This window comes from Acinetobacter septicus, from assembly GCF_019355975.1.
Lineage (GTDB): Bacteria > Pseudomonadota > Gammaproteobacteria > Pseudomonadales > Moraxellaceae > Acinetobacter > Acinetobacter ursingii.
The window spans coordinates 2,209,351-2,226,109 of the sequence record NZ_CP079898.1 but is presented as its reverse complement, the minus strand read 5'-3'; the positions used below and the strand labels follow the sequence as shown (position 1 = coordinate 2,226,109).

Sequence of the window (16,759 nt, the reverse complement as noted above, 5' to 3'; positions counted from 1 at the left end):
ACCGCTAAAAAATAAAATCGATTTGAGAATAAAATGAATAATAAATCATGGATGTTGGCATGCACTTTGAGCCTGAGTTGTCTCATGGTGCATGCAGGACCTGCAACTGAAGCTAAACTAAGCTTAGACAAGAATAATATTAAGGTCTGGACTTATCAGACTGCAAATAATCCTGTCATTCAGTACAAAGCAGAAACGACATTTGATGTTCCCATTGAGCAAGCAGTTGGACTGATTCTCAATGTAGAATATGCTTCGAAATGGGTGCCTTATGTCAGTGAAACCAAAGTGTTATCACGTGATGACAAAAAGGGGGAGTTCATACTGTATATGGTGCTTGATTTTCCATTTCCATTAAAAGATCGGGATTTGGTGGTGAAAGGCAAAATGTCCAAAACCAGCACAGGTATCATTAGTATTAAAAACAATGCGATGATGGGTTATTATCCTGCGCAAAAAGACCGAATTCGTTTAAATAAATATGAAGGCGACTGGACTTTCCAAAAACTTGGAGCCAATAAGGTGAAGGTCAGCACCAGCGGCTATGCTGACCCAGGTGGATCGATCCCCTTGAGTTTCGTGAACATGTTTGTGCAGCAACAGCCTTATCAAATGTTGATGAAAATGAAAATGGAACTACAAAAACCCACAAACTTTTCGGCAAAATTGCCTGATATTTTAAAATAAGTAAAGTGCCCATAAGGGGCACTTTCTCTATTAAGCTGAACATTGCTGCTTGCTTTGAGTGGTTGATTTGTTGCGTTGTATTTGTAGCAAAATCAAGACTAAGCCGAGCCCTGCCAATCCTGCACCAGCAAAACAAACGGTGATATAACCCAGATCTAAACTGAGTACTAAACCACCGACCGCAGCGCCAATGGCATTGCCCAGATTAAATGCGCCCACATTAATTGATGAAGCCAGTCCAGGCGCCGCATGAGCCATTTTCATGACCCGCATTTGTACGGGTGGAACCAGCCCAAAAGCTGCAACTCCCCATAGCGTCAGACCGAAAGCTGCTCCCAGTTGTGTCTGTGCCAACCAAGGAAAACAGAGCATGACGATAACGAGCAGACTAAAAAATCCTATTAGGGTTTTATTGAGTGCAAGATCTGCCAGCTTACCACCCAAGTGATTTCCAATTGAAAAACCAACCCCGATTAACACTAGCATTAGCGTAATGAAAGTCGGTGAGGCCTGATTAAAATGAGTGAGTGCTGGGGCGATATAGGTATATAAAGTGAACATGGCACTAGCTCCGAGCACAGTCGTCAACAATGCCATGAGTACGGAAGGTTGTATCAGTACCTTTAACTCTGCTTTAACATCTGGACGTTGGGCTGGAGCAGCCTTGGGCAACGCTTGATATAACGACCACATGGTGACTAAACCGAGGGTGGAGATTGCCAAAAAAGACAGTCGCCAGCCAATATTTTGACCGAGCCATGTCGCCAAAGGTACACCACCAATATTGGCAAGGGTAAGCCCCATAAACATGGCAGCTACCGCACTGGCCTGTTTATGTACAGGCACGACACTAGCTGCTACTACGGAACCAATACCAAAAAAAGCGCCATGATTAAGGCTGGTGATGAGTCGGGCAATCATTAGACTCCAATAGTTTGGTGCAATTGCAGCGAGTAAATTGCCCACTGTAAATAATGACATCAGTAAAATGAGTGCTTTACGTCGTGAAAAGCGTCCAAAGTATAAAGTCATAATCGGCGCACCAAGCATCACCCCCATAGCATAACCTGTAATCAAAAGACCAGCGCGAGGAATACTGACACCCAAATCATGAGCAATATTGGGCAATAATCCCATCGGAGAGAATTCAGTGGTGCCGATCGCAAATGCACCAATTGCTAAAGCCAACAAGGGTAAATTGCGGTTCACGAGGATCTTCCTAAGATTGCCGTCATAGGGGGGTATAAATATGCAATCTGCATGCTTAAGCGCCTTATCAATGAGAAAATAATCTGCATCAAGTACTGATCAAGATTGGGCATGTATTTTGTGCTGAACATTGTTGCGAAAAAATACTGGAGTAAGCAAAATATTATTGACTAGGAATCACGAATAACAGCCTATGAAATCTACCATCGAAGAATTGATCGCATTTATAAGTATTGTTGATACAGGCTCAATTGTGGCAGCGGCAGAGCAGCTTCAACAAACCCCATCAGGTTTGAGTCGTGCGCTCAATCGATTAGAAAAGAAACTACAGGTCACATTACTTGAGCGAACCACTCGTAAGTTGAAACTGACACAAGAAGGTCGTTTATTTTTAGATAAAGCACGTTCAATTTTGGCAGAATTGGCCGAAGCGGAAGATGCATTACTCAAATCTGACAGTGACACTTCTGGTCTGATTCGGATTGATTCAGCAACACCCTTTGTTTTACATGTGCTTGCTCCGCTGATGCAAAAATTTATGCAACGCTATCCCAAAATTGAGATCGAACTAAATAGCAATGAACAGGTCATCGATTTATTGCAGCATAAAACCGATGTTGCAATTCGTTTTGGCGTATTACATGATTCGAGTCTACATGCCAAATTGGTATGTAAATCTCGGTTATATATTGTGGCAAGTCCCGATTATTTGGAGCAGGCGGGTATTCCGCAAACACCACAATCACTCTTACAACATCAATTGGTGGGATTTAGCAAACCCGTTTACTTAAATACATGGCCCTTAAAAATAGGCGATGACTATGTGACGGTTTCTCCAAAAATCAAGGCGTCTAGTGGTGAAACAGTCAGACAACTGACCTTGGCGGGTCATGGTATTGCACGATTATCAGAATATGAAATCTGGCAGGATTTAGAGGCAGGGCGTTTAGTTGCTTTGTTTGAAGATCAGATTGAATTGCAATATCAACATATTCATGCGGTGTATTATCAACAAAAACATCTGCCAAAACGGGTACGTTTATTTATTGAGTTTTTGGCAGATGAATTGAGCCAGCAATTTTCAACGGCTGTGGCATCATAGTTTTGCTTGAGGGAGCTGAAATTCCATTAAGCTTTGCTTGGGTTTCAATCGTAAACGAAATGTCATCTGGTCCTGAATACAGTCAAAGTTTAATGCCTGATTTTTTAGTGCGCCGATCATCATGCCATTGTCGGTCACTGGTCGATAAATATAACGAAACAGTTTTGGACGCTGCATATCCACCGACCATAACTTGTATTGTGTGTACTGTTGTATTTTCAGATAACCCTGAATCATACTGCGACAAATAAAATCCTGTTGCTGTTTTTCTGCGCTTAAAGGCTGACATGCGCTCAGTAGTAGACCTATACTCAGCATAAAGCATAATTTTTTCATGAACTTATCTCATGGTGGTTGCTTTTTAGAGCATAATTGGATTGTATAGACCATTACAGATACAGATTTTGATAAAAAAGCGGTACAGATATGCAGTTTCATTATCAGCGTTTAGCACAGCAGATCGCGAACAAGATTTATCAGCAACAGCTTTTGCCGCAGCAAAAATTGAGTTCATTACGTGATTTTGCAGATCAACACCAGGTCAGTATAAGTACCGCACAACGTTGTTATGAATTGCTGGAAGCGCAGGGATTAATTGAAGTTAAGCCGAAATCAGGCTACTTCGTGAAAGCGCCAAAACTGAGAAGCCGCTTACCGGCCAGTCCGAGTTTTGAATCCAGACCTCGTGCCGTCACTAATTTATTATTGCAAAATCAGATTCAGGAAGCTTCTATTCAGCCTCATTTAGCCCCCTTTGGTGCGATACAGTTGAGTCCTCAACTGGTTCCCATCGAGCCTTTACGCCGTTCTATTCAGCGGGCACTTAAACACTGTAAACCTGAAGACTTTTTATATTGTAATCGGCAAGGGCATCTGCGTTTGCGTGAGGCTTTGGCTGCGCATTGGCGGGAAGATGGAATGTACATTGCTCCTGAAGATATTTTTATCACTAATGGTTGTATGCCAGCACTCGCCCTGTTAATTCAGCAACTCAGCTTACAGGGCGACAGTATTCTTATTCCCACCCCCACCTTTAATGGACAATTACAACTGATCGCAGGCTTAAAGCGCCGTATTATTGAAACACCTGCCGATGCAACAGGGATTGATTTAGTCCGTTTAGAGCAGGCGATGGTAGAGCATCGGCCAAAATTATGTCTGCTAACGGCTAATTTTCAGAATCCTTTGGGATATGTTTTGAGTGATGTTGATAAACAGAAAATTGCGCAATTGGCTGCACAATATCACTGTATTATCTTAGAAGACGATATTTACGCCGAGTGTAGTTATCAGGGGCAGCGACCCTTACCGATTAAATATTGGGATCAACACGGCTATGTGGTCTGGGTTGGTTCGGTGTCAAAGTCGTTGTCTACAGCGTATCGTGTCGGTTGGTTTTGTATTGGTGGGCAATTAAAAGCGATGTATCCTGAATTCTATTCAGCCAATGTCAGTGTCAATACGCCACTACAACTGGGTTTGGCAGACTTTATTTATAGTCGGGAATATCGTAATCATTTAAGCCGTTTACAACCTCAGTTGATGCAGCAGGTTGAACAATATCGTCGATATATTTTAAAGGCATTTGCACCGTTGAATATCGGTCTAAGTCAACCACAGGGGGGCTATGCCTTGTGGTTGGAACTTCCTCAAAAGATTGATAGTTTGGCTTTGTATCTGGCAGCCCAACAGCATCAGATTAATATTGTACCAGGCGTGGTATTTGGAGAGGATGAGCGTTATCAGCACTTTGTACGGCTGAATGCTGGACATGCGCTGACGCCGCAGTTACAAGAAGCAATTTTGTTTCTGGCGGAGTGGGTGAAACAGGCAGTAGATGGATATTGATTAAAACTTCAGGCAAGTCGCATCAGAACTTGCCTGAAAAATAACTGATTTAAAAATCCGCTTTTAACACGATCCGATAACGCGCCTGACCTGAATGTAAACGTTCAATGGCATCATTAATTTTTGACATAGGATATACTTCAATTTGTGGCGCAATATTTTTACGTGCAGCGAATTGTAGTAACTGACGCAAAGCTGCGGGTGAACCCGTTGGGGAACCCGTAATGGATTTCGCTCCACCAATCAATGCACCGACAGGGACGGGAATAGGCTCCAGAACCAGCCCAAGAAAATGGAATGTACCATTCGGTGCCAGTGTATTTAAATAAGCATTCCAGTTCAAACTTACATTCACGGTACTCAGTAATAAATCAAACTTCCCGCGTTGAGCTTTAAGGGCTGCGTCATCACGGCTATTCACTACATGATCAGCACCCATCGCCTTGAGTTCATCGGTTTTATCTGGATTTGAACTAAAGGCGGTGATTTCACATCCCCATGCTTTAAGCAGTTTAATCGCCATGTGACCTAAGCCACCAATGCCAATCACAGCGACATGATGAATCGCTTGAATCTGATGTTTTAGAATGGGATCAAATACGGTAATCCCACCGCAGAGCAAAGGACCAGCACTCTCTGGATCAAGATCATCGGGTAAAGGAATCACCCATTGCCAACCCGCGCGAACTTTATCAGCAAATCCGCCTGCATGACCAACAATCGTCGCGGTATGCTCGCCTGTACACAAGACTTGCTGACCGCTTATACATGGATCACAAGCTTGACAACTTTCTGCCGTCCAACCAATACCGACACGTTGTCCGACTTTTAAGCCTTTAGCTTCACTACCTAGTCGGGTGATTGTACCAATGACTTCATGCCCAGCGACCACGGGATAAACTGAAGAATGCCAATCATTATTGATGACTGAAATATCAGAATGGCAAAGGCCACAATATTCGACCTTAACCTCTACCTGATGCGGTTGTAATTCACCTGCATCAAACTCATAGGGAGCTAATGGCTCACCTGCCTGCATTGCTGCGTAGGCGTGAATGACGTTACTACTCATGCTGTATATCCTCGTATGTCAGTTTTATCATCGAAAATCGCAGTGATTTTCATGGTCATTGACCATGCCAACGGCTTGCATAAAAGCATAACAGGTCGTAGGTCCCACAAACTTAAAGCCATTTTTCTTTAAACGTTTAGAGAGTTGCAAACTGTGTTCAGTTTGAGCAGGTGCCTGACGATAATCTGCAACATCGTTGCGTATGGTTTGTTGTTGTACTGTTTCCCAAAGCCATTGTGACATATTGTGCCCCTGACTTTTTAGCTTTTGCCATGCTATGGCATTGTCGCGAATCGCTTTTAGTTTACCGATATGACGAATTAAACTTGTATCATTCAGTTTATATTCAAGTTGCTCATCTGTGAGCTGGGCAATCTGTGCAACAGGATATTGAAAAAAATGCTGTCGATAAGCTTCGCGCTTTTTGAGAACCGTGATCCACGAAAGTCCAGCTTGTTGTCCTTCAAGGCACAGCATTTCAAATAAACGTGCCTCATCATGTTCTGGTTTTCCCCATTCTTGATCATGATAAGACATATAAAGTGGATCACTTGAACACCAACCACAACGTTGCGCCGTCATGTGAGATTCCTTATTTTTAGGGATGATTTAAGTTATTGTTGTAAAGAAAAAGGCATCCACTGATCAGCAGAGGTATCCCAATAATACAATTGTGCCTGTTTTAAATCTTCAAAACTGATCCAGAAATCTTTGCCAGATTTGTCGGCATAACCTGTACTGATCAGCAAAGCATCTTCCGAAATTTCCATAATCCAGCCCTGATAATTTTTCTGATTTAAACAGATTTTTTGTTGATTACCAGATTCAGCAAATTCAACCATTCGATTGATCAAGGCTTCAGACATAATTGATGTTCCTAACGTAAATATGGATAAGGGTTGACTGCACCGCGCCCTTTACCAGATAAATAAAGTCCATAATGCAAATGGGTGGCAGTATATCGGGCATTGCCTGTATTGCCGACATAGCCAATCAGGTCACCTTTTTTGACATAATCTCCGACGGCAAGACCACGTTTATGCCCATCTAGATGCGCATAATAATGCCATGAACCTGAGGGTCCTAAAATCCAGATGACCTTACCGCCCAAATTATTATCACGCAAATCTGCAACTAATCCATCAGTGGAGCTGTACACTTTTGTTCCACGTGGAGCCATAATGTCGATCCCTTCATGGCGGCGACCCTGACTACGTGCTGCCCCCCATGTATCGGTCAATTCATTGCGCTTTATTCCTTTAACTGGAATCGGTAAGCGTGTATCCAGTCTTTGCATTTGTAATTGAGCAACGCGATTGGCGGGTAAAGGCTGCGATTTTTTCGGAACCGCGGTACAGGCAGCAAACAAGCTGATAATAAAGCCAAGAATGAAATAGGGGAGATAGCGAGGCACAAGCTCTCCATTATTGTTATGATCACGATCTGCACTATGTCATGAATCGATAGCCAAGATCAATTTTTTCATAGCGGTCGGAATTCCTTTGGCTGTTGCTTGTTCAGGGCTTAACCAACAGCCATTTAACTCCGTCGTCAGATGTTCTTGTTGTTCTGGTTCCACGTGGAACATTTGTATATTCAGCAACCATGTGAAATGCGTGAAGCTATGCGAGATTTGCATTTGACTGGAAATAGGGGTTAGGTCAAATTGTGAGCGCCATTCTAATAATATTTTTTTATCTTCAATAATGGGTAAGCACCACAGCCCACCCCATAAACCTTGTGGATCACGTTGTTGCCAGAACCATTGTTGGTTGGATTGAATTAAGACTACATCTGCGGTTTTGACTGGAACTGCTTTTTTCGGTTTTTTAAATGGCAGTTCATTTTCTAAGCCCTGCTGATGTGCTTTACAGTGTTGCTGCATGGGGCAATAAAGGCAGAGCGGTTTCTTGGGTGTACAAATGGTTGCGCCCAGATCCATAATCGCCTGTGTGTAATCGTGATTGCGTTCTATAGGACAAAGCTGCTCGGCTATTTGCCATAATGCGCGTTCATGTATGGGTTTGGAGAGATCATCCTCTATCGCAAAAAAACGCGATAACACGCGTTTGACATTGCCGTCCAAAATCACGCCGTATTGACGCAGTCCTAATGACATGAGTGCACCTGCGGTCGAACGGCCAATTCCGGGCAATGCCATCCATTGTTCAAGATTTTGTGGGAAGTGCCCATTCTGATGGACTTGTATTGCCGCTTTATGCAAATTACGCGCACGTGCATAATAGCCTAGTCCTGCCCAATACGGGGCAACATCCTCCCATGAAGCAGTTCCTAAATCATCCACCGTAGGAAAGCGCGTAATAAAACGCTCAAAATATTGCAGTACAGTTTTGACTTGTGTTTGCTGTAACATAATTTCAGACACCCAAACTTTGTAAGGATCATCTGCTATTTGCCATGGCAGGTCATGACGACCATGATGATCGAACCAGTTGAGTAGGGCATCGGCAAAAGAAAAATCAGACATAACACGGACAGTAAAGACAGGTATCGCAGTATAACCAAATTAATCTGAGCAAGTCATGTACCCTATTTTATAGGCATAAAAAAATGATCCGAAGATCATTCTTTAATAAAAATACAGGTTTAGTCCTGAACAATGCCCCAGCGTTTATCCAATTTAAGCTCCTGACCTTGATAGCGAGGAATAATATGGATATGAAGATGTTCAGCACTTTCACCAAAGACTTCACCATCATTAAAGGCAATATGAAATCCATCAGGTTGATGACGTAGATGAAGCTCATTTCGAGCCAATTCAATTAAGGAAATCAGACTTTTTCTTTCCTTGTCAGTGACGTCAAAAAAAGAGCTGACATGACGTAATGGAATAATGACCGAATGTCCTTTAGAAAGAGGATGAGCTTCGGGCAAAATCGCACCAAAATCATTTTGATGAATCACATCATATTCATCAAATTCACAATAAGGGCAATGTTTCTCAGTCATGATTCCATCCTCTCTTTCATTTTCATCGTTTTATAGGCTGCAAATTTTATAAGGTTCTTTCAAGTAAGCCATACATTGCATTTAGGCTTTGCTGCTCGGCTTGAGGATTGTAACCTAAATCAACGCCGTTAGCTTTGGCGCGCTCATCGGCTAAAGGATTACTAAAACCATGCTTGGCATTTTCTAAAATAATCACTTCATAATTGACATCGGCATGATCCATTTCAGCTTTAAATTTAGCGACATCATCTAGGGTCACCATGCTGTCTTGTTCACCATGTAACACTAAAATCTCAGCTTGAATTTTACCTTGTTCAGCAGGTGTCTTAGGGCTTAATGTACCATGAAATGACGCTACTGCTTTTAAATCTGCGCCCGAACGCGCCAGATCCAGTACCACTTTACCGCCATAACAAAACCCAATAGCAGCGAGTTGCTCTGGATTGACTTCAGCTTGCTGAGCCAAAGTTTCTAAACCCGCTGATGCACGTGTCACAATGGTGTCTGCATCCTGAAAAGTTTGTGTCATCCACTCATTGGCCTGTGAAGCTTGATCTGTGACTTTTTTATCACCATACATATCAATAGCCAAAGCGGCATAGCCATGTTCTGCCAGTTCACGCGCGCGTTGTAAGGTATATTCGGTTCGTCCCCACCATTCTGGTGCAACAATGACCCCCGCCACAGGTGTTTCACTTACAGGTGCGGCAAAATAACCAATCAAATTTGAGCCGTCTTTTGCGGTGTAGTGAATTTCACGTGTTTTGATGGTCGATGTCATGTGCTAAATCCTGTTATCAAACTGAAATTAAAAATGATTAAATCATAAAAAATGCAGTGATATGCATATTCAATGTAATCAATTCATTTATAAATGTGAGAATTTATGTAGGGTTGCACATTCTATGTTCATTCGATCGACTGCTAGCGACGCAGATCGGACAAAACAAAACCCCGATTAGATGAGCATCTAATGGGGTTCGTTATTTATTTCAGAAGAATCTCGGATTCTTTTTAAAATAGAGTTTAAAACCAAGTGATTGGTGAGCTTGTAGTTAAGCCCGACCTCGTGAAATAAAGCCAATAATGGCCAAAATCACCGCAACCACCAAGAGGATGACTGCAAAGTCTTTAGACAAACCTGCAACTCCACCGAAACCTAATAAGCTTGCAATCAATGCAATCACAGCAAAGATAATCGCCCAACGAAACATAGTTCTAATCTCCTTATATTTATCGTTCCTTAAATATAGAACCTTCGCTGCAAAAGCTATGTGTTGTTTATGTGTGCAATCTGTATATTGTCTTTAAGATTCAATTAATTGAGTTACATAAACCACATAAAGGATGAACATTAGAAACAGTGTTATAATGTGTATTCGCTGTTAAGTGACCTGATTTATGAACACTGAAATCCGTCCATTTTTCTGGAAACATTATTCGCTAGAACAACTCAATCAAACAGAGTGGGAAGCTTTGTGTGATGGATGCGGATTATGCTGCCTGATTAAACTTGAGGATGAAGACACCGAAGAAATCGCCTACACCAAAGTAGCGTGTAAGTTGCTGGATTGCCAAACGGCACGGTGTTCAGATTATGCCAATCGGCATCAGTTCGTTCCAGATTGTATTCAACTAACTCCTGAAAAATTACAAAGCATAGGTTGGCTGCCTTCAAGTTGTGCTTATCGACGTTTAAATGAAGGTAAAAATTTACCATCATGGCATTATTTAAATACAGGTTCGCGCCAAAGTGTCATTAAGGCTCGTAAATCGGCCGCAGGTCGGTGTCTGTCTGAAGTCGATGTATCAGAGGACGATATTGAAGATTATATCGTCCGCTGGATTCGCTAAAAAATTGGTTAAAAGTTAAAAGAGGTTTAATGCGAGTGCGATAACTGATTTTGCTGCTGCTCACGGCGTTCTCGCTGTGACTTTTTGATAATGCTCCAGCCTGCACTCAATCCTAGGCCTGCCATCAATAAGGCCACAATCAAATCAGGCAAAACGCTTTGTGTTCCAAATACACCCAATGCCGCAATCATCACTGCAATATTCCCTATGGCATCATTACGGCTACATAACCAGACCGATTGCATGTTGGCATCACCCTCACGGAACGCAAATAACACCACCGCACTGATGATATTGGCGACCAATGCCATCATGCCAATAATGCCCATGGTGATTGCTTCAGGTGGAACGCCATGCAGATACGACCAGACCACTTTTCCTAAAATAATCAGCGCGAATACGCTCATGGTGAGGCCTTTAAATAACGCAACCGTCGCGCGCCAATACAGACTTAACCCTAGCGCCAGCAATGAGATCAGATAATTAATCGAATCTCCAAAGAAATCTAATGCATCTGCCCAAAGAGAGGTCGAACCGGCTTGCATACCCCCAAATATTTCAATCAGAAACATGCCCAAGTTTAAAATCAGGGCAATCCATAATGCGATTTTAAACTTGTTGCTTTTAACTTTAGGGATATCTTCGTGATCACAGTTACAGCATGCCATTTGCAATTTCCTCGACTTTGGATAAGCTGATTAGAAAGTCTGGAGTCGCTCTAGGGTCAAGTCTTATGATGAAATATTTGATTGGTGAATTGGCAAAAAAGTCTCAGGTCGCAGTCGATACCATTCGTTTTTATGAAAAACGCGGTTTACTTCAGCCCGCAAAACGAGCAGAAAACAATTATCGTTATTATGATGACGAGGCATTGGATCAACTGATTTTTATTCGGCATTGTCGTGAATTGGGCATGTCTTTACATGAGATTGAAGACCTTAATGAATTACGCAAAGATCCTCAGCAGCAATGTAAAGTCGTCGATCAAGCCATTGAACAACATCTTGGGCATATTAATCATAAAATTCAACAATTTGAAAAATTCAAAATACAGCTTGAACAGTTACGTGCGCGTTGCCAGTCGAACAGCAATATTGATGCTTGTAAAATTATTGAAACGCTCAAACAGCATGATCACTTAGGCTGACTTTGAAACATCATGTAATTATTTGAAATATATACTAAAACAAAAACACATTTTTCAAATATATATTTCTGATCTGCTCTTTAACATAGCAATAGAACAGAGAATAAACCGAGGATTGCCAAGATGACGATGCCATTTGCCACGTCGCTCGTTTGTAGTGGTTTCATTTTATTAACCGCTTGTAGCTCCAACAATACTCATTCACAGGAACAACAATCAAGCTCAAAGCAGACGCAAACAGCAAATCAGCCGATAACGATTCAGCAGACTTTTAAAACGCAACAGATTGCTAACTTTGATGAACCGTGGGCATTGGCTCAGCTTCCTGATGGACGGCTCTTGGTCACTGAACGTCAGGGGGTACTGAAAATTTTTGATCCGACCTCCAAACAAATGCTGCAAGTTTCAGGGGTTCCCAAAGTCCGTTATGGCGGTCAGGGTGGTTTGGGGGATGTGATTTTGCATCCTCAATTTAGCCAAAATCAATGGATTTATCTGAGTTATGCCGAAGCAGGTCAAGGTGGACAAGGCGCTGTGGTCATTCGCGCCAAACTGGATGTCAGCAGCCCGAATCAGCCAAAGTTGGTGGAGATAGAAAAAATTTGGCAGCAAGTCCCCAAAGTCTCTGGTCAGGGACATTATGCGCATCGCTTGGCTTTCGATCGTGAGGGTAAACTCTGGATTAGTTCTGGTGAACGGCAGAAATTTGATCCTGCACAAGACATGCAGTCCAATCTGGGTAAAATCGTGCGTTTAAATGACGATGGACGTCCTGCGGCGGGAAATCCATTTGCAGGTCAGGGTGGTGTCGCAGCACAAATCTGGTCATTAGGTCATCGTAATCCTTTGGGGATGGCATTTGATGAACATGGTCAGCTCTGGGTGGTGGAAATGGGGCCAAAAGGGGGCGATGAACTTAATCGGATTGTCAAAGGTGCGAATTATGGTTATCCCGTGGTTTCCAATGGCGATCATTATTCAGGTTTGCCAATACCTGACCATGCCACCCGACCTGAATTTAAGGCACCTGAAGTGAGTTGGACGCCTGTGATTTCTCCATCAAGTATGATTATCTATCAGGGCGATCAATTTCCTGCATGGAAAGGTAAAGCCTTGATCGGAGGATTATCTTCAGAATCCATTACGGTGGTGGATTTGAAATCGCAACCTATACAGGAAGTTCAACGTTTAGACATGAAGCAACGAATTCGTGGACTTTTACAGGCGCAAGATGGTTCAATCTGGGTAATTGAAGATGGTGCAAATGCCAGACTATTGAAACTCAAAGCCCATTAGATTTTTGAGTAATCATTGAAGTTTTTAAAGTGAATAGAGAAAGAACCATGTTGTCGTTACTACAGCGATCTCGCTATAGCCATAAGCCATTATGGTCTAAGAAATCATTATGCCTGATGGGTCTTTTGGCCTGTAGTCCACCGCTATATGCCAAAGACTTGACTGAGCAGCAAGTAAAAGCAGTGATTGATCAACAGTTTAAACCATTGTTAGCGCAGTACAATATTCCTGGGCTTGCGGTTGGCGTGAGCCTGAATGGACAACATTATTTTGTCAATTATGGTGTGGCATCCAAACAGACGCAACAAGCCGTCAGTTCCCATACGTTATTTGAATTGGGCTCGGTCAGTAAGATCTTTAATGCCACTTTAGTCGGCTATGCTCAGGCAACAGGCAAACTTTCTCTTGCGGATCATCCTGCCCAATATTTTCCAGCGTTAAAAAATACAGCGGTAAATCAAGCGACTTTACTCAATCTGGGAACCTATACCGCAGGCGGTTTTCCGCTTCAGTTTCAAGATCAAGTGACCGAGCAACAGGACATGTTGAAATATTTCCAGACATGGCAACCGAAAAACACGATCGGCACACAACGGCAGTATTCCAACCCGAGTATTGGGCTGATGGGCTATGTCACAGCTTTGGCGATGGAAAAACCCTATACTGAACTGTTGGAGAAAATGCTATTTCCTGCATTGGGTCTCAACGAGAGTTTTATTGATGTCCCTGAACAGCAGATGACTCAATATGCATGGGGATATAAAGGACAGCAAGCCATGCGGGTGTCTGCGGGGATGTTCGATGCAGAAGCGTATGGCGTGAAAAGTAGTAGTGCAGATCTCTTGAAATTTCTCGATGCACAAATCAACCCACAACAACTCAAACAACCATTACGTAAAGCGATTGAAAATACCCATGTGGGTTATTTTAAAGTAGGGGAAATGACGCAAGACTTAGGTTGGGAGCAATATTCTTATCCAATAAAGCTGGATACTTTGCTAGAGGGAAATTCCAAGAAAATGGCATTTGAAAGTCATGCAGTGATCCCGATCAAACAGCCGAAGCTTGCTGCTCCAGCGACTTTTTTTAATAAAACGGGTGCAACCAATGGTTTTGGCGCTTATGTTGCGTTTATTCCTCAGCAGAAAATTGGCATGGTGATGTTGGCCAATACCAACTTTCCCAATGAAGAACGGATTAAGGCCAGCTATCGTGTGATGCAACAATTGCTTCAGAGCAATAGTGCGCAATAGAATGTCGCTTTGATTGCAGAATCAAATTGTAGATTTGATCCAGACACAATAGACTACAGTAAAAGATTACACAGCTATTGATGATGTCAGATACGCATATTCCACTTCCTGAACGTTTACGTCCACGTGATTTATCCGAAATTATTGGACAGGATCATTTGCTAGGCCAACATGCGCCTTTGCGTCAAATGATCGATCAGGGACATTTGCCTTCGATTATTTTTTGGGGGCCGCCAGGCGTGGGTAAAACCACGATTGCACTGTTACTGGCGCAAGCGGTGGATCGTCCTTTTGTGAGTTTATCTGCACTCAATACGGGGGTGAAAGAGCTACGTGAGATCATTGCGGAAAGTGGTGACTTACTTACGCCAGTAGTATTTATCGATGAAATTCACCGTTTTAATAAATCGCAGCAGGATGCCTTACTGAATGCTGTTGAAAAAGGCAAAATTACGCTCATCGGGGCAACCACAGAAAACCCATCGTTTGAAGTAAATAGTGCCTTACTGTCGCGTTGTCAGGTGTATACGCTGAATTCATTGGATCAAGATGCGATTCAAACTTTGCTGAATAAAGCCATTCAAACCGATGCTTTTTTAAAAGAACGGCATATCCAGATTGAAGAATACGATGCATTGTTTCAATTTGCTGCGGGAGATGCACGTAAAGCACTCAATTTAATTGATCTCATTGCCAGTACCTTTGAAGCAGATGTTGAAAATATTGTGACCAATGCGGTGACGGTGAAGGTTGCACAGCAAAATATCGCACGCTATGACAAATCGGGCGAGCAACATTACGATATTATCTCGGCGTTTATTAAATCTATTCGTGGCAGTGACCCGGATGCAACGCTGTACTGGATGGCACGAATGCTAAAAGGCGGTGAAGATCCTGTGTTTATTGCACGACGTATGCTGATTGCAGCCTCAGAAGATATCGGTAATTCAAATCCAAATGCCTTGTTATTGGCAGGTGAATGCTTCCGTTCAGTTCAGGCAGTAGGCATGCCCGAAGCACGTATTATATTGGGTCAAACAGCGGTGTATTTGGCGACCAGTCCGAAAAGTAACAGCACCTATTTAGCGATTAATCGTGCTTTAGAACTTGCAGAGAAAACTGCAAATTTACCTGTGCCATTGCATTTAAGAAATGCACCAACTAAACTGATGAAACAGCAGGGCTATGGCGTAGATTATCTTTATCCGCATAATTACCCTGAGCATTTTGTCTTGCAGGAATATTTGCCGCCCGAATTAAAAGGGATCAAACTCTATGAATCGGCACGGAACAAGCGTGAAGTTGAGGGCGAACGCTTGCAACAGCGTCGCTGGCAACAGGAACAACAGCAGCAATAAGTCTGCTGTTTATTCTAGTTCCTCATTGACCTGCCCGTAAATCAATAGGGTAAATACCCCTGTACCGCCAATAATATTGCCTAGTGTGGTCGGTAATAAAAATTGAAAAATATAGTCTGAAAACGTGGCATGTCCTTTAAGTACCCAATAGGCCATTTCTGCTGAACCCACAATCACATGCGTAAAACCGCCTAATGCCATCAAATACGTAATAAAAAAGATCAGTAAAAACTTATTATTGGCTGAAGGTAAAATCCAGACCAGTGACGCGATCAAAATACCCGCAGGAATACCCTTAATAATATTTTCAGAGATAGTAAAACTGGCGACATGGCGGGCCAATTGATCAAAGGATTGCATTAAATCTGCATCAAACAGATGTGGATTAAGTAAAAAAAGTGCTGCCAGTGCAGTGCCGATGAGATTAGAAATAAACACGATTCCCCATAGACGAAATACAGCTTTTAATTTTTTAAGACTAAAGTTTTTAAATAAAGGAACGACTGTTGCAATGGTATTTTCGGTAAAAAGTTGCATATGTCCTAAAATCACCAGAACAAAACCCACGGTATAGCCCATATTTTCAATCAAAAAAGCCCACTTGGCATCGGGCAAATAGGCATTGAGAAGAGATTTAAAGACAAATGAAAAACTGATGACGATGCCTGCTGTGATACCTGAAAAAATCAGTGCTTTGGTCGGGCGTTCAAGTTCTTCTACTCCATTTTTACGAATAATTTCGTAAACCAGTCGAGGCGAAAGTTTTTCATGCTCCTCAATCGCCATTTTTTCACGCCAAGTGAGGGTATTGTCAGTCTCTTTTTCCTGTTCTTTTTCTTCTGCACTCATTTTATTCTCCTCACAATTCAATGCGGTAATGATGGCTTTTGTGGTTATCATCAGGCTATATATTTCTTTTTTAAAAAATAAATGGATGTGAATCCAGAGCATTCATTCAGCTTT

General features: G+C 42.3%; 20 protein-coding genes. 8 read left to right on the top strand and 12 right to left on the bottom strand.

The annotated features are described in order from the left end of the window. Positions 1–33 precede the first annotated feature (33 nt). Positions 34–687: an START domain-containing protein gene (locus tag I6L31_RS10670; protein ID WP_035272514.1), complete on the top strand. Its 654-nt coding sequence runs from the start codon at positions 34–36 to the stop codon at positions 685–687. Between the two features lie 30 nt (positions 688–717). Here I6L31_RS10670 and I6L31_RS10665 read toward each other — a convergent pair whose 3' ends face one another. Further along, positions 718–1,896: an MFS transporter gene (locus I6L31_RS10665; protein WP_005005496.1), complete on the bottom strand. Its 1,179-nt coding sequence runs from the start codon at positions 1,894–1,896 to the stop codon at positions 718–720. A gap of 193 nt (positions 1,897–2,089) precedes the next feature. On the opposite strand from I6L31_RS10665, the gene I6L31_RS10660 reads away from it, so the two are divergent. Further along, positions 2,090–2,998 carry a LysR family transcriptional regulator gene (locus tag I6L31_RS10660; protein WP_005005498.1) on the top strand — a complete coding sequence of 303 codons (909 nt, stop codon included), beginning with the start codon at positions 2,090–2,092 and terminating at the stop codon, positions 2,996–2,998. Here the strand turns inward: I6L31_RS10660 and I6L31_RS10655 are convergent. Continuing rightward, entirely contained in the window at positions 2,993–3,334 is a 342-nt protein-coding gene (locus I6L31_RS10655) for a hypothetical protein (RefSeq protein ID WP_005005499.1), read from the bottom strand. The genes I6L31_RS10660 and I6L31_RS10655 overlap by 6 nt on opposite strands. Positions 3,335–3,424: 90 nt before the next feature. On the opposite strand from I6L31_RS10655, the gene I6L31_RS10650 reads away from it, so the two are divergent. Further along, positions 3,425–4,846, top strand: a complete 1,422-nt coding sequence (locus I6L31_RS10650) for an aminotransferase-like domain-containing protein (protein WP_005005502.1) — start codon at positions 3,425–3,427, stop codon at positions 4,844–4,846. 49 nt (positions 4,847–4,895) lie between these two features. Here I6L31_RS10650 and ahr read toward each other — a convergent pair whose 3' ends face one another. The 8 genes from ahr to I6L31_RS10610 form a co-directional block, all read right to left on the bottom strand. Then, the gene (ahr, locus tag I6L31_RS10645) at positions 4,896–5,918 is read right to left on the bottom strand and encodes an NADPH-dependent aldehyde reductase Ahr (protein ID WP_005005503.1); all 1,023 of its coding nucleotides are present in this window, start codon (positions 5,916–5,918) and stop codon (positions 4,896–4,898) included. 27 nt (positions 5,919–5,945) lie between these two features. Next, complete coding sequence (locus tag I6L31_RS10640) at positions 5,946–6,500, bottom strand: DNA-3-methyladenine glycosylase I (RefSeq protein ID WP_005005504.1); 555 nt, start codon at positions 6,498–6,500, stop codon at positions 5,946–5,948. 32 nt (positions 6,501–6,532) lie between these two features. After that, the gene (locus tag I6L31_RS10635; RefSeq protein WP_005005505.1) at positions 6,533–6,784 is read right to left on the bottom strand and encodes an LSm family protein; all 252 of its coding nucleotides are present in this window, start codon (positions 6,782–6,784) and stop codon (positions 6,533–6,535) included. 11 nt (positions 6,785–6,795) lie between these two features. After that, positions 6,796–7,332, bottom strand: coding sequence for a M23 family metallopeptidase (locus I6L31_RS10630; RefSeq protein ID WP_005005506.1), 537 nt, complete (start codon positions 7,330–7,332; stop codon positions 6,796–6,798). A gap of 39 nt (positions 7,333–7,371) precedes the next feature. Beyond that, positions 7,372–8,406: an A/G-specific adenine glycosylase gene (mutY, locus tag I6L31_RS10625; RefSeq protein WP_005005507.1), complete on the bottom strand. Its 1,035-nt coding sequence runs from the start codon at positions 8,404–8,406 to the stop codon at positions 7,372–7,374. A 119-nt stretch (positions 8,407–8,525) separates the two neighbouring features. After that, positions 8,526–8,888, bottom strand: a complete 363-nt coding sequence (locus I6L31_RS10620; RefSeq protein ID WP_004986107.1) for an HIT family protein — start codon at positions 8,886–8,888, stop codon at positions 8,526–8,528. 46 nt (positions 8,889–8,934) lie between these two features. Continuing rightward, positions 8,935–9,669, bottom strand: a complete 735-nt coding sequence (locus tag I6L31_RS10615) for a dienelactone hydrolase family protein (protein ID WP_005005509.1) — start codon at positions 9,667–9,669, stop codon at positions 8,935–8,937. Between the two features lie 274 nt (positions 9,670–9,943). Further along, positions 9,944–10,102, bottom strand: coding sequence for a DUF1328 domain-containing protein (locus I6L31_RS10610; RefSeq protein WP_004986102.1), 159 nt, complete (start codon positions 10,100–10,102; stop codon positions 9,944–9,946). Between the two features lie 187 nt (positions 10,103–10,289). On the opposite strand from I6L31_RS10610, the gene I6L31_RS10605 reads away from it, so the two are divergent. After that, positions 10,290–10,742, top strand: a complete 453-nt coding sequence (locus I6L31_RS10605) for a YcgN family cysteine cluster protein (RefSeq protein ID WP_004986099.1) — start codon at positions 10,290–10,292, stop codon at positions 10,740–10,742. Positions 10,743–10,768: 26 nt separating this feature from the next. Here the strand turns inward: I6L31_RS10605 and I6L31_RS10600 are convergent, their stop codons facing one another. Then, a complete protein-coding gene (locus tag I6L31_RS10600) occupies positions 10,769–11,410 on the bottom strand; it encodes a cation transporter (RefSeq protein WP_005005514.1) in 642 nt (213 codons plus the stop codon). A gap of 65 nt (positions 11,411–11,475) precedes the next feature. On the opposite strand from I6L31_RS10600, the gene I6L31_RS10595 reads away from it, so the two are divergent. The 4 genes from I6L31_RS10595 (at position 11,476) to I6L31_RS10580 (ending at position 15,796) form a co-directional block, all read left to right on the top strand. Continuing rightward, positions 11,476–11,889: a Cd(II)/Pb(II)-responsive transcriptional regulator gene (locus tag I6L31_RS10595; protein WP_005005515.1), complete on the top strand. Its 414-nt coding sequence runs from the start codon at positions 11,476–11,478 to the stop codon at positions 11,887–11,889. Positions 11,890–12,012: 123 nt separating this feature from the next. Further along, positions 12,013–13,185: a PQQ-dependent sugar dehydrogenase gene (locus I6L31_RS10590; RefSeq protein ID WP_005005516.1), complete on the top strand. Its 1,173-nt coding sequence runs from the start codon at positions 12,013–12,015 to the stop codon at positions 13,183–13,185. A 116-nt stretch (positions 13,186–13,301) separates the two neighbouring features. Continuing rightward, complete coding sequence (gene ampC / locus I6L31_RS10585) at positions 13,302–14,438, top strand: class C beta-lactamase (protein WP_407652506.1); 1,137 nt, start codon at positions 13,302–13,304, stop codon at positions 14,436–14,438. A gap of 83 nt (positions 14,439–14,521) precedes the next feature. After that, a complete protein-coding gene (locus I6L31_RS10580) occupies positions 14,522–15,796 on the top strand; it encodes a replication-associated recombination protein A (RefSeq protein WP_119686392.1) in 1,275 nt (424 codons plus the stop codon). Between the two features lie 9 nt (positions 15,797–15,805). Here I6L31_RS10580 and I6L31_RS10575 read toward each other — a convergent pair whose 3' ends face one another. Next, on the bottom strand, positions 15,806–16,645 hold the full coding sequence (locus I6L31_RS10575) for a formate/nitrite transporter family protein (RefSeq protein ID WP_005005520.1): 840 nt from the start codon (positions 16,643–16,645) through the stop codon (positions 15,806–15,808). Between the last annotated feature and the right edge of the window lie 114 nt (positions 16,646–16,759).

What these genes read in the sequence shown, in the direction of transcription:
- I6L31_RS10640 (WP_005005504.1), bottom strand. Translation starts at nt 6,500, where the DNA reads ATGACGGCGCAACGTTGTGGTTGGTGTTCAAGTGATCCACTTTATATG.
- I6L31_RS10670 (WP_035272514.1), top strand. Translation starts at nt 34, where the DNA reads ATGAATAATAAATCATGGATGTTGGCATGCACTTTGAGCCTGAGTTGT.
- I6L31_RS10600 (WP_005005514.1), bottom strand. Translation starts at nt 11,410, where the DNA reads ATGGCATGCTGTAACTGTGATCACGAAGATATCCCTAAAGTTAAAAGC.
- I6L31_RS10655 (WP_005005499.1), bottom strand. Translation starts at nt 3,334, where the DNA reads ATGAAAAAATTATGCTTTATGCTGAGTATAGGTCTACTACTGAGCGCA.
- I6L31_RS10615 (WP_005005509.1), bottom strand. Translation starts at nt 9,669, where the DNA reads ATGACATCGACCATCAAAACACGTGAAATTCACTACACCGCAAAAGAC.
- I6L31_RS10650 (WP_005005502.1), top strand. Translation starts at nt 3,425, where the DNA reads ATGCAGTTTCATTATCAGCGTTTAGCACAGCAGATCGCGAACAAGATT.
- I6L31_RS10595 (WP_005005515.1), top strand. Translation starts at nt 11,476, where the DNA reads ATGATGAAATATTTGATTGGTGAATTGGCAAAAAAGTCTCAGGTCGCA.
- I6L31_RS10660 (WP_005005498.1), top strand. Translation starts at nt 2,090, where the DNA reads ATGAAATCTACCATCGAAGAATTGATCGCATTTATAAGTATTGTTGAT.
- I6L31_RS10620 (WP_004986107.1), bottom strand. Translation starts at nt 8,888, where the DNA reads ATGACTGAGAAACATTGCCCTTATTGTGAATTTGATGAATATGATGTG.
- I6L31_RS10575 (WP_005005520.1), bottom strand. Translation starts at nt 16,645, where the DNA reads ATGAGTGCAGAAGAAAAAGAACAGGAAAAAGAGACTGACAATACCCTC.
- I6L31_RS10635 (WP_005005505.1), bottom strand. Translation starts at nt 6,784, where the DNA reads ATGTCTGAAGCCTTGATCAATCGAATGGTTGAATTTGCTGAATCTGGT.
- I6L31_RS10605 (WP_004986099.1), top strand. Translation starts at nt 10,290, where the DNA reads ATGAACACTGAAATCCGTCCATTTTTCTGGAAACATTATTCGCTAGAA.
- I6L31_RS10580 (WP_119686392.1), top strand. Translation starts at nt 14,522, where the DNA reads ATGTCAGATACGCATATTCCACTTCCTGAACGTTTACGTCCACGTGAT.
- I6L31_RS10590 (WP_005005516.1), top strand. Translation starts at nt 12,013, where the DNA reads ATGACGATGCCATTTGCCACGTCGCTCGTTTGTAGTGGTTTCATTTTA.
- ahr (WP_005005503.1), bottom strand. Translation starts at nt 5,918, where the DNA reads ATGAGTAGTAACGTCATTCACGCCTACGCAGCAATGCAGGCAGGTGAG.
- ampC (WP_407652506.1), top strand. Translation starts at nt 13,302, where the DNA reads ATGGGTCTTTTGGCCTGTAGTCCACCGCTATATGCCAAAGACTTGACT.
- I6L31_RS10610 (WP_004986102.1), bottom strand. Translation starts at nt 10,102, where the DNA reads ATGTTTCGTTGGGCGATTATCTTTGCTGTGATTGCATTGATTGCAAGC.
- mutY (WP_005005507.1), bottom strand. Translation starts at nt 8,406, where the DNA reads ATGTCTGATTTTTCTTTTGCCGATGCCCTACTCAACTGGTTCGATCAT.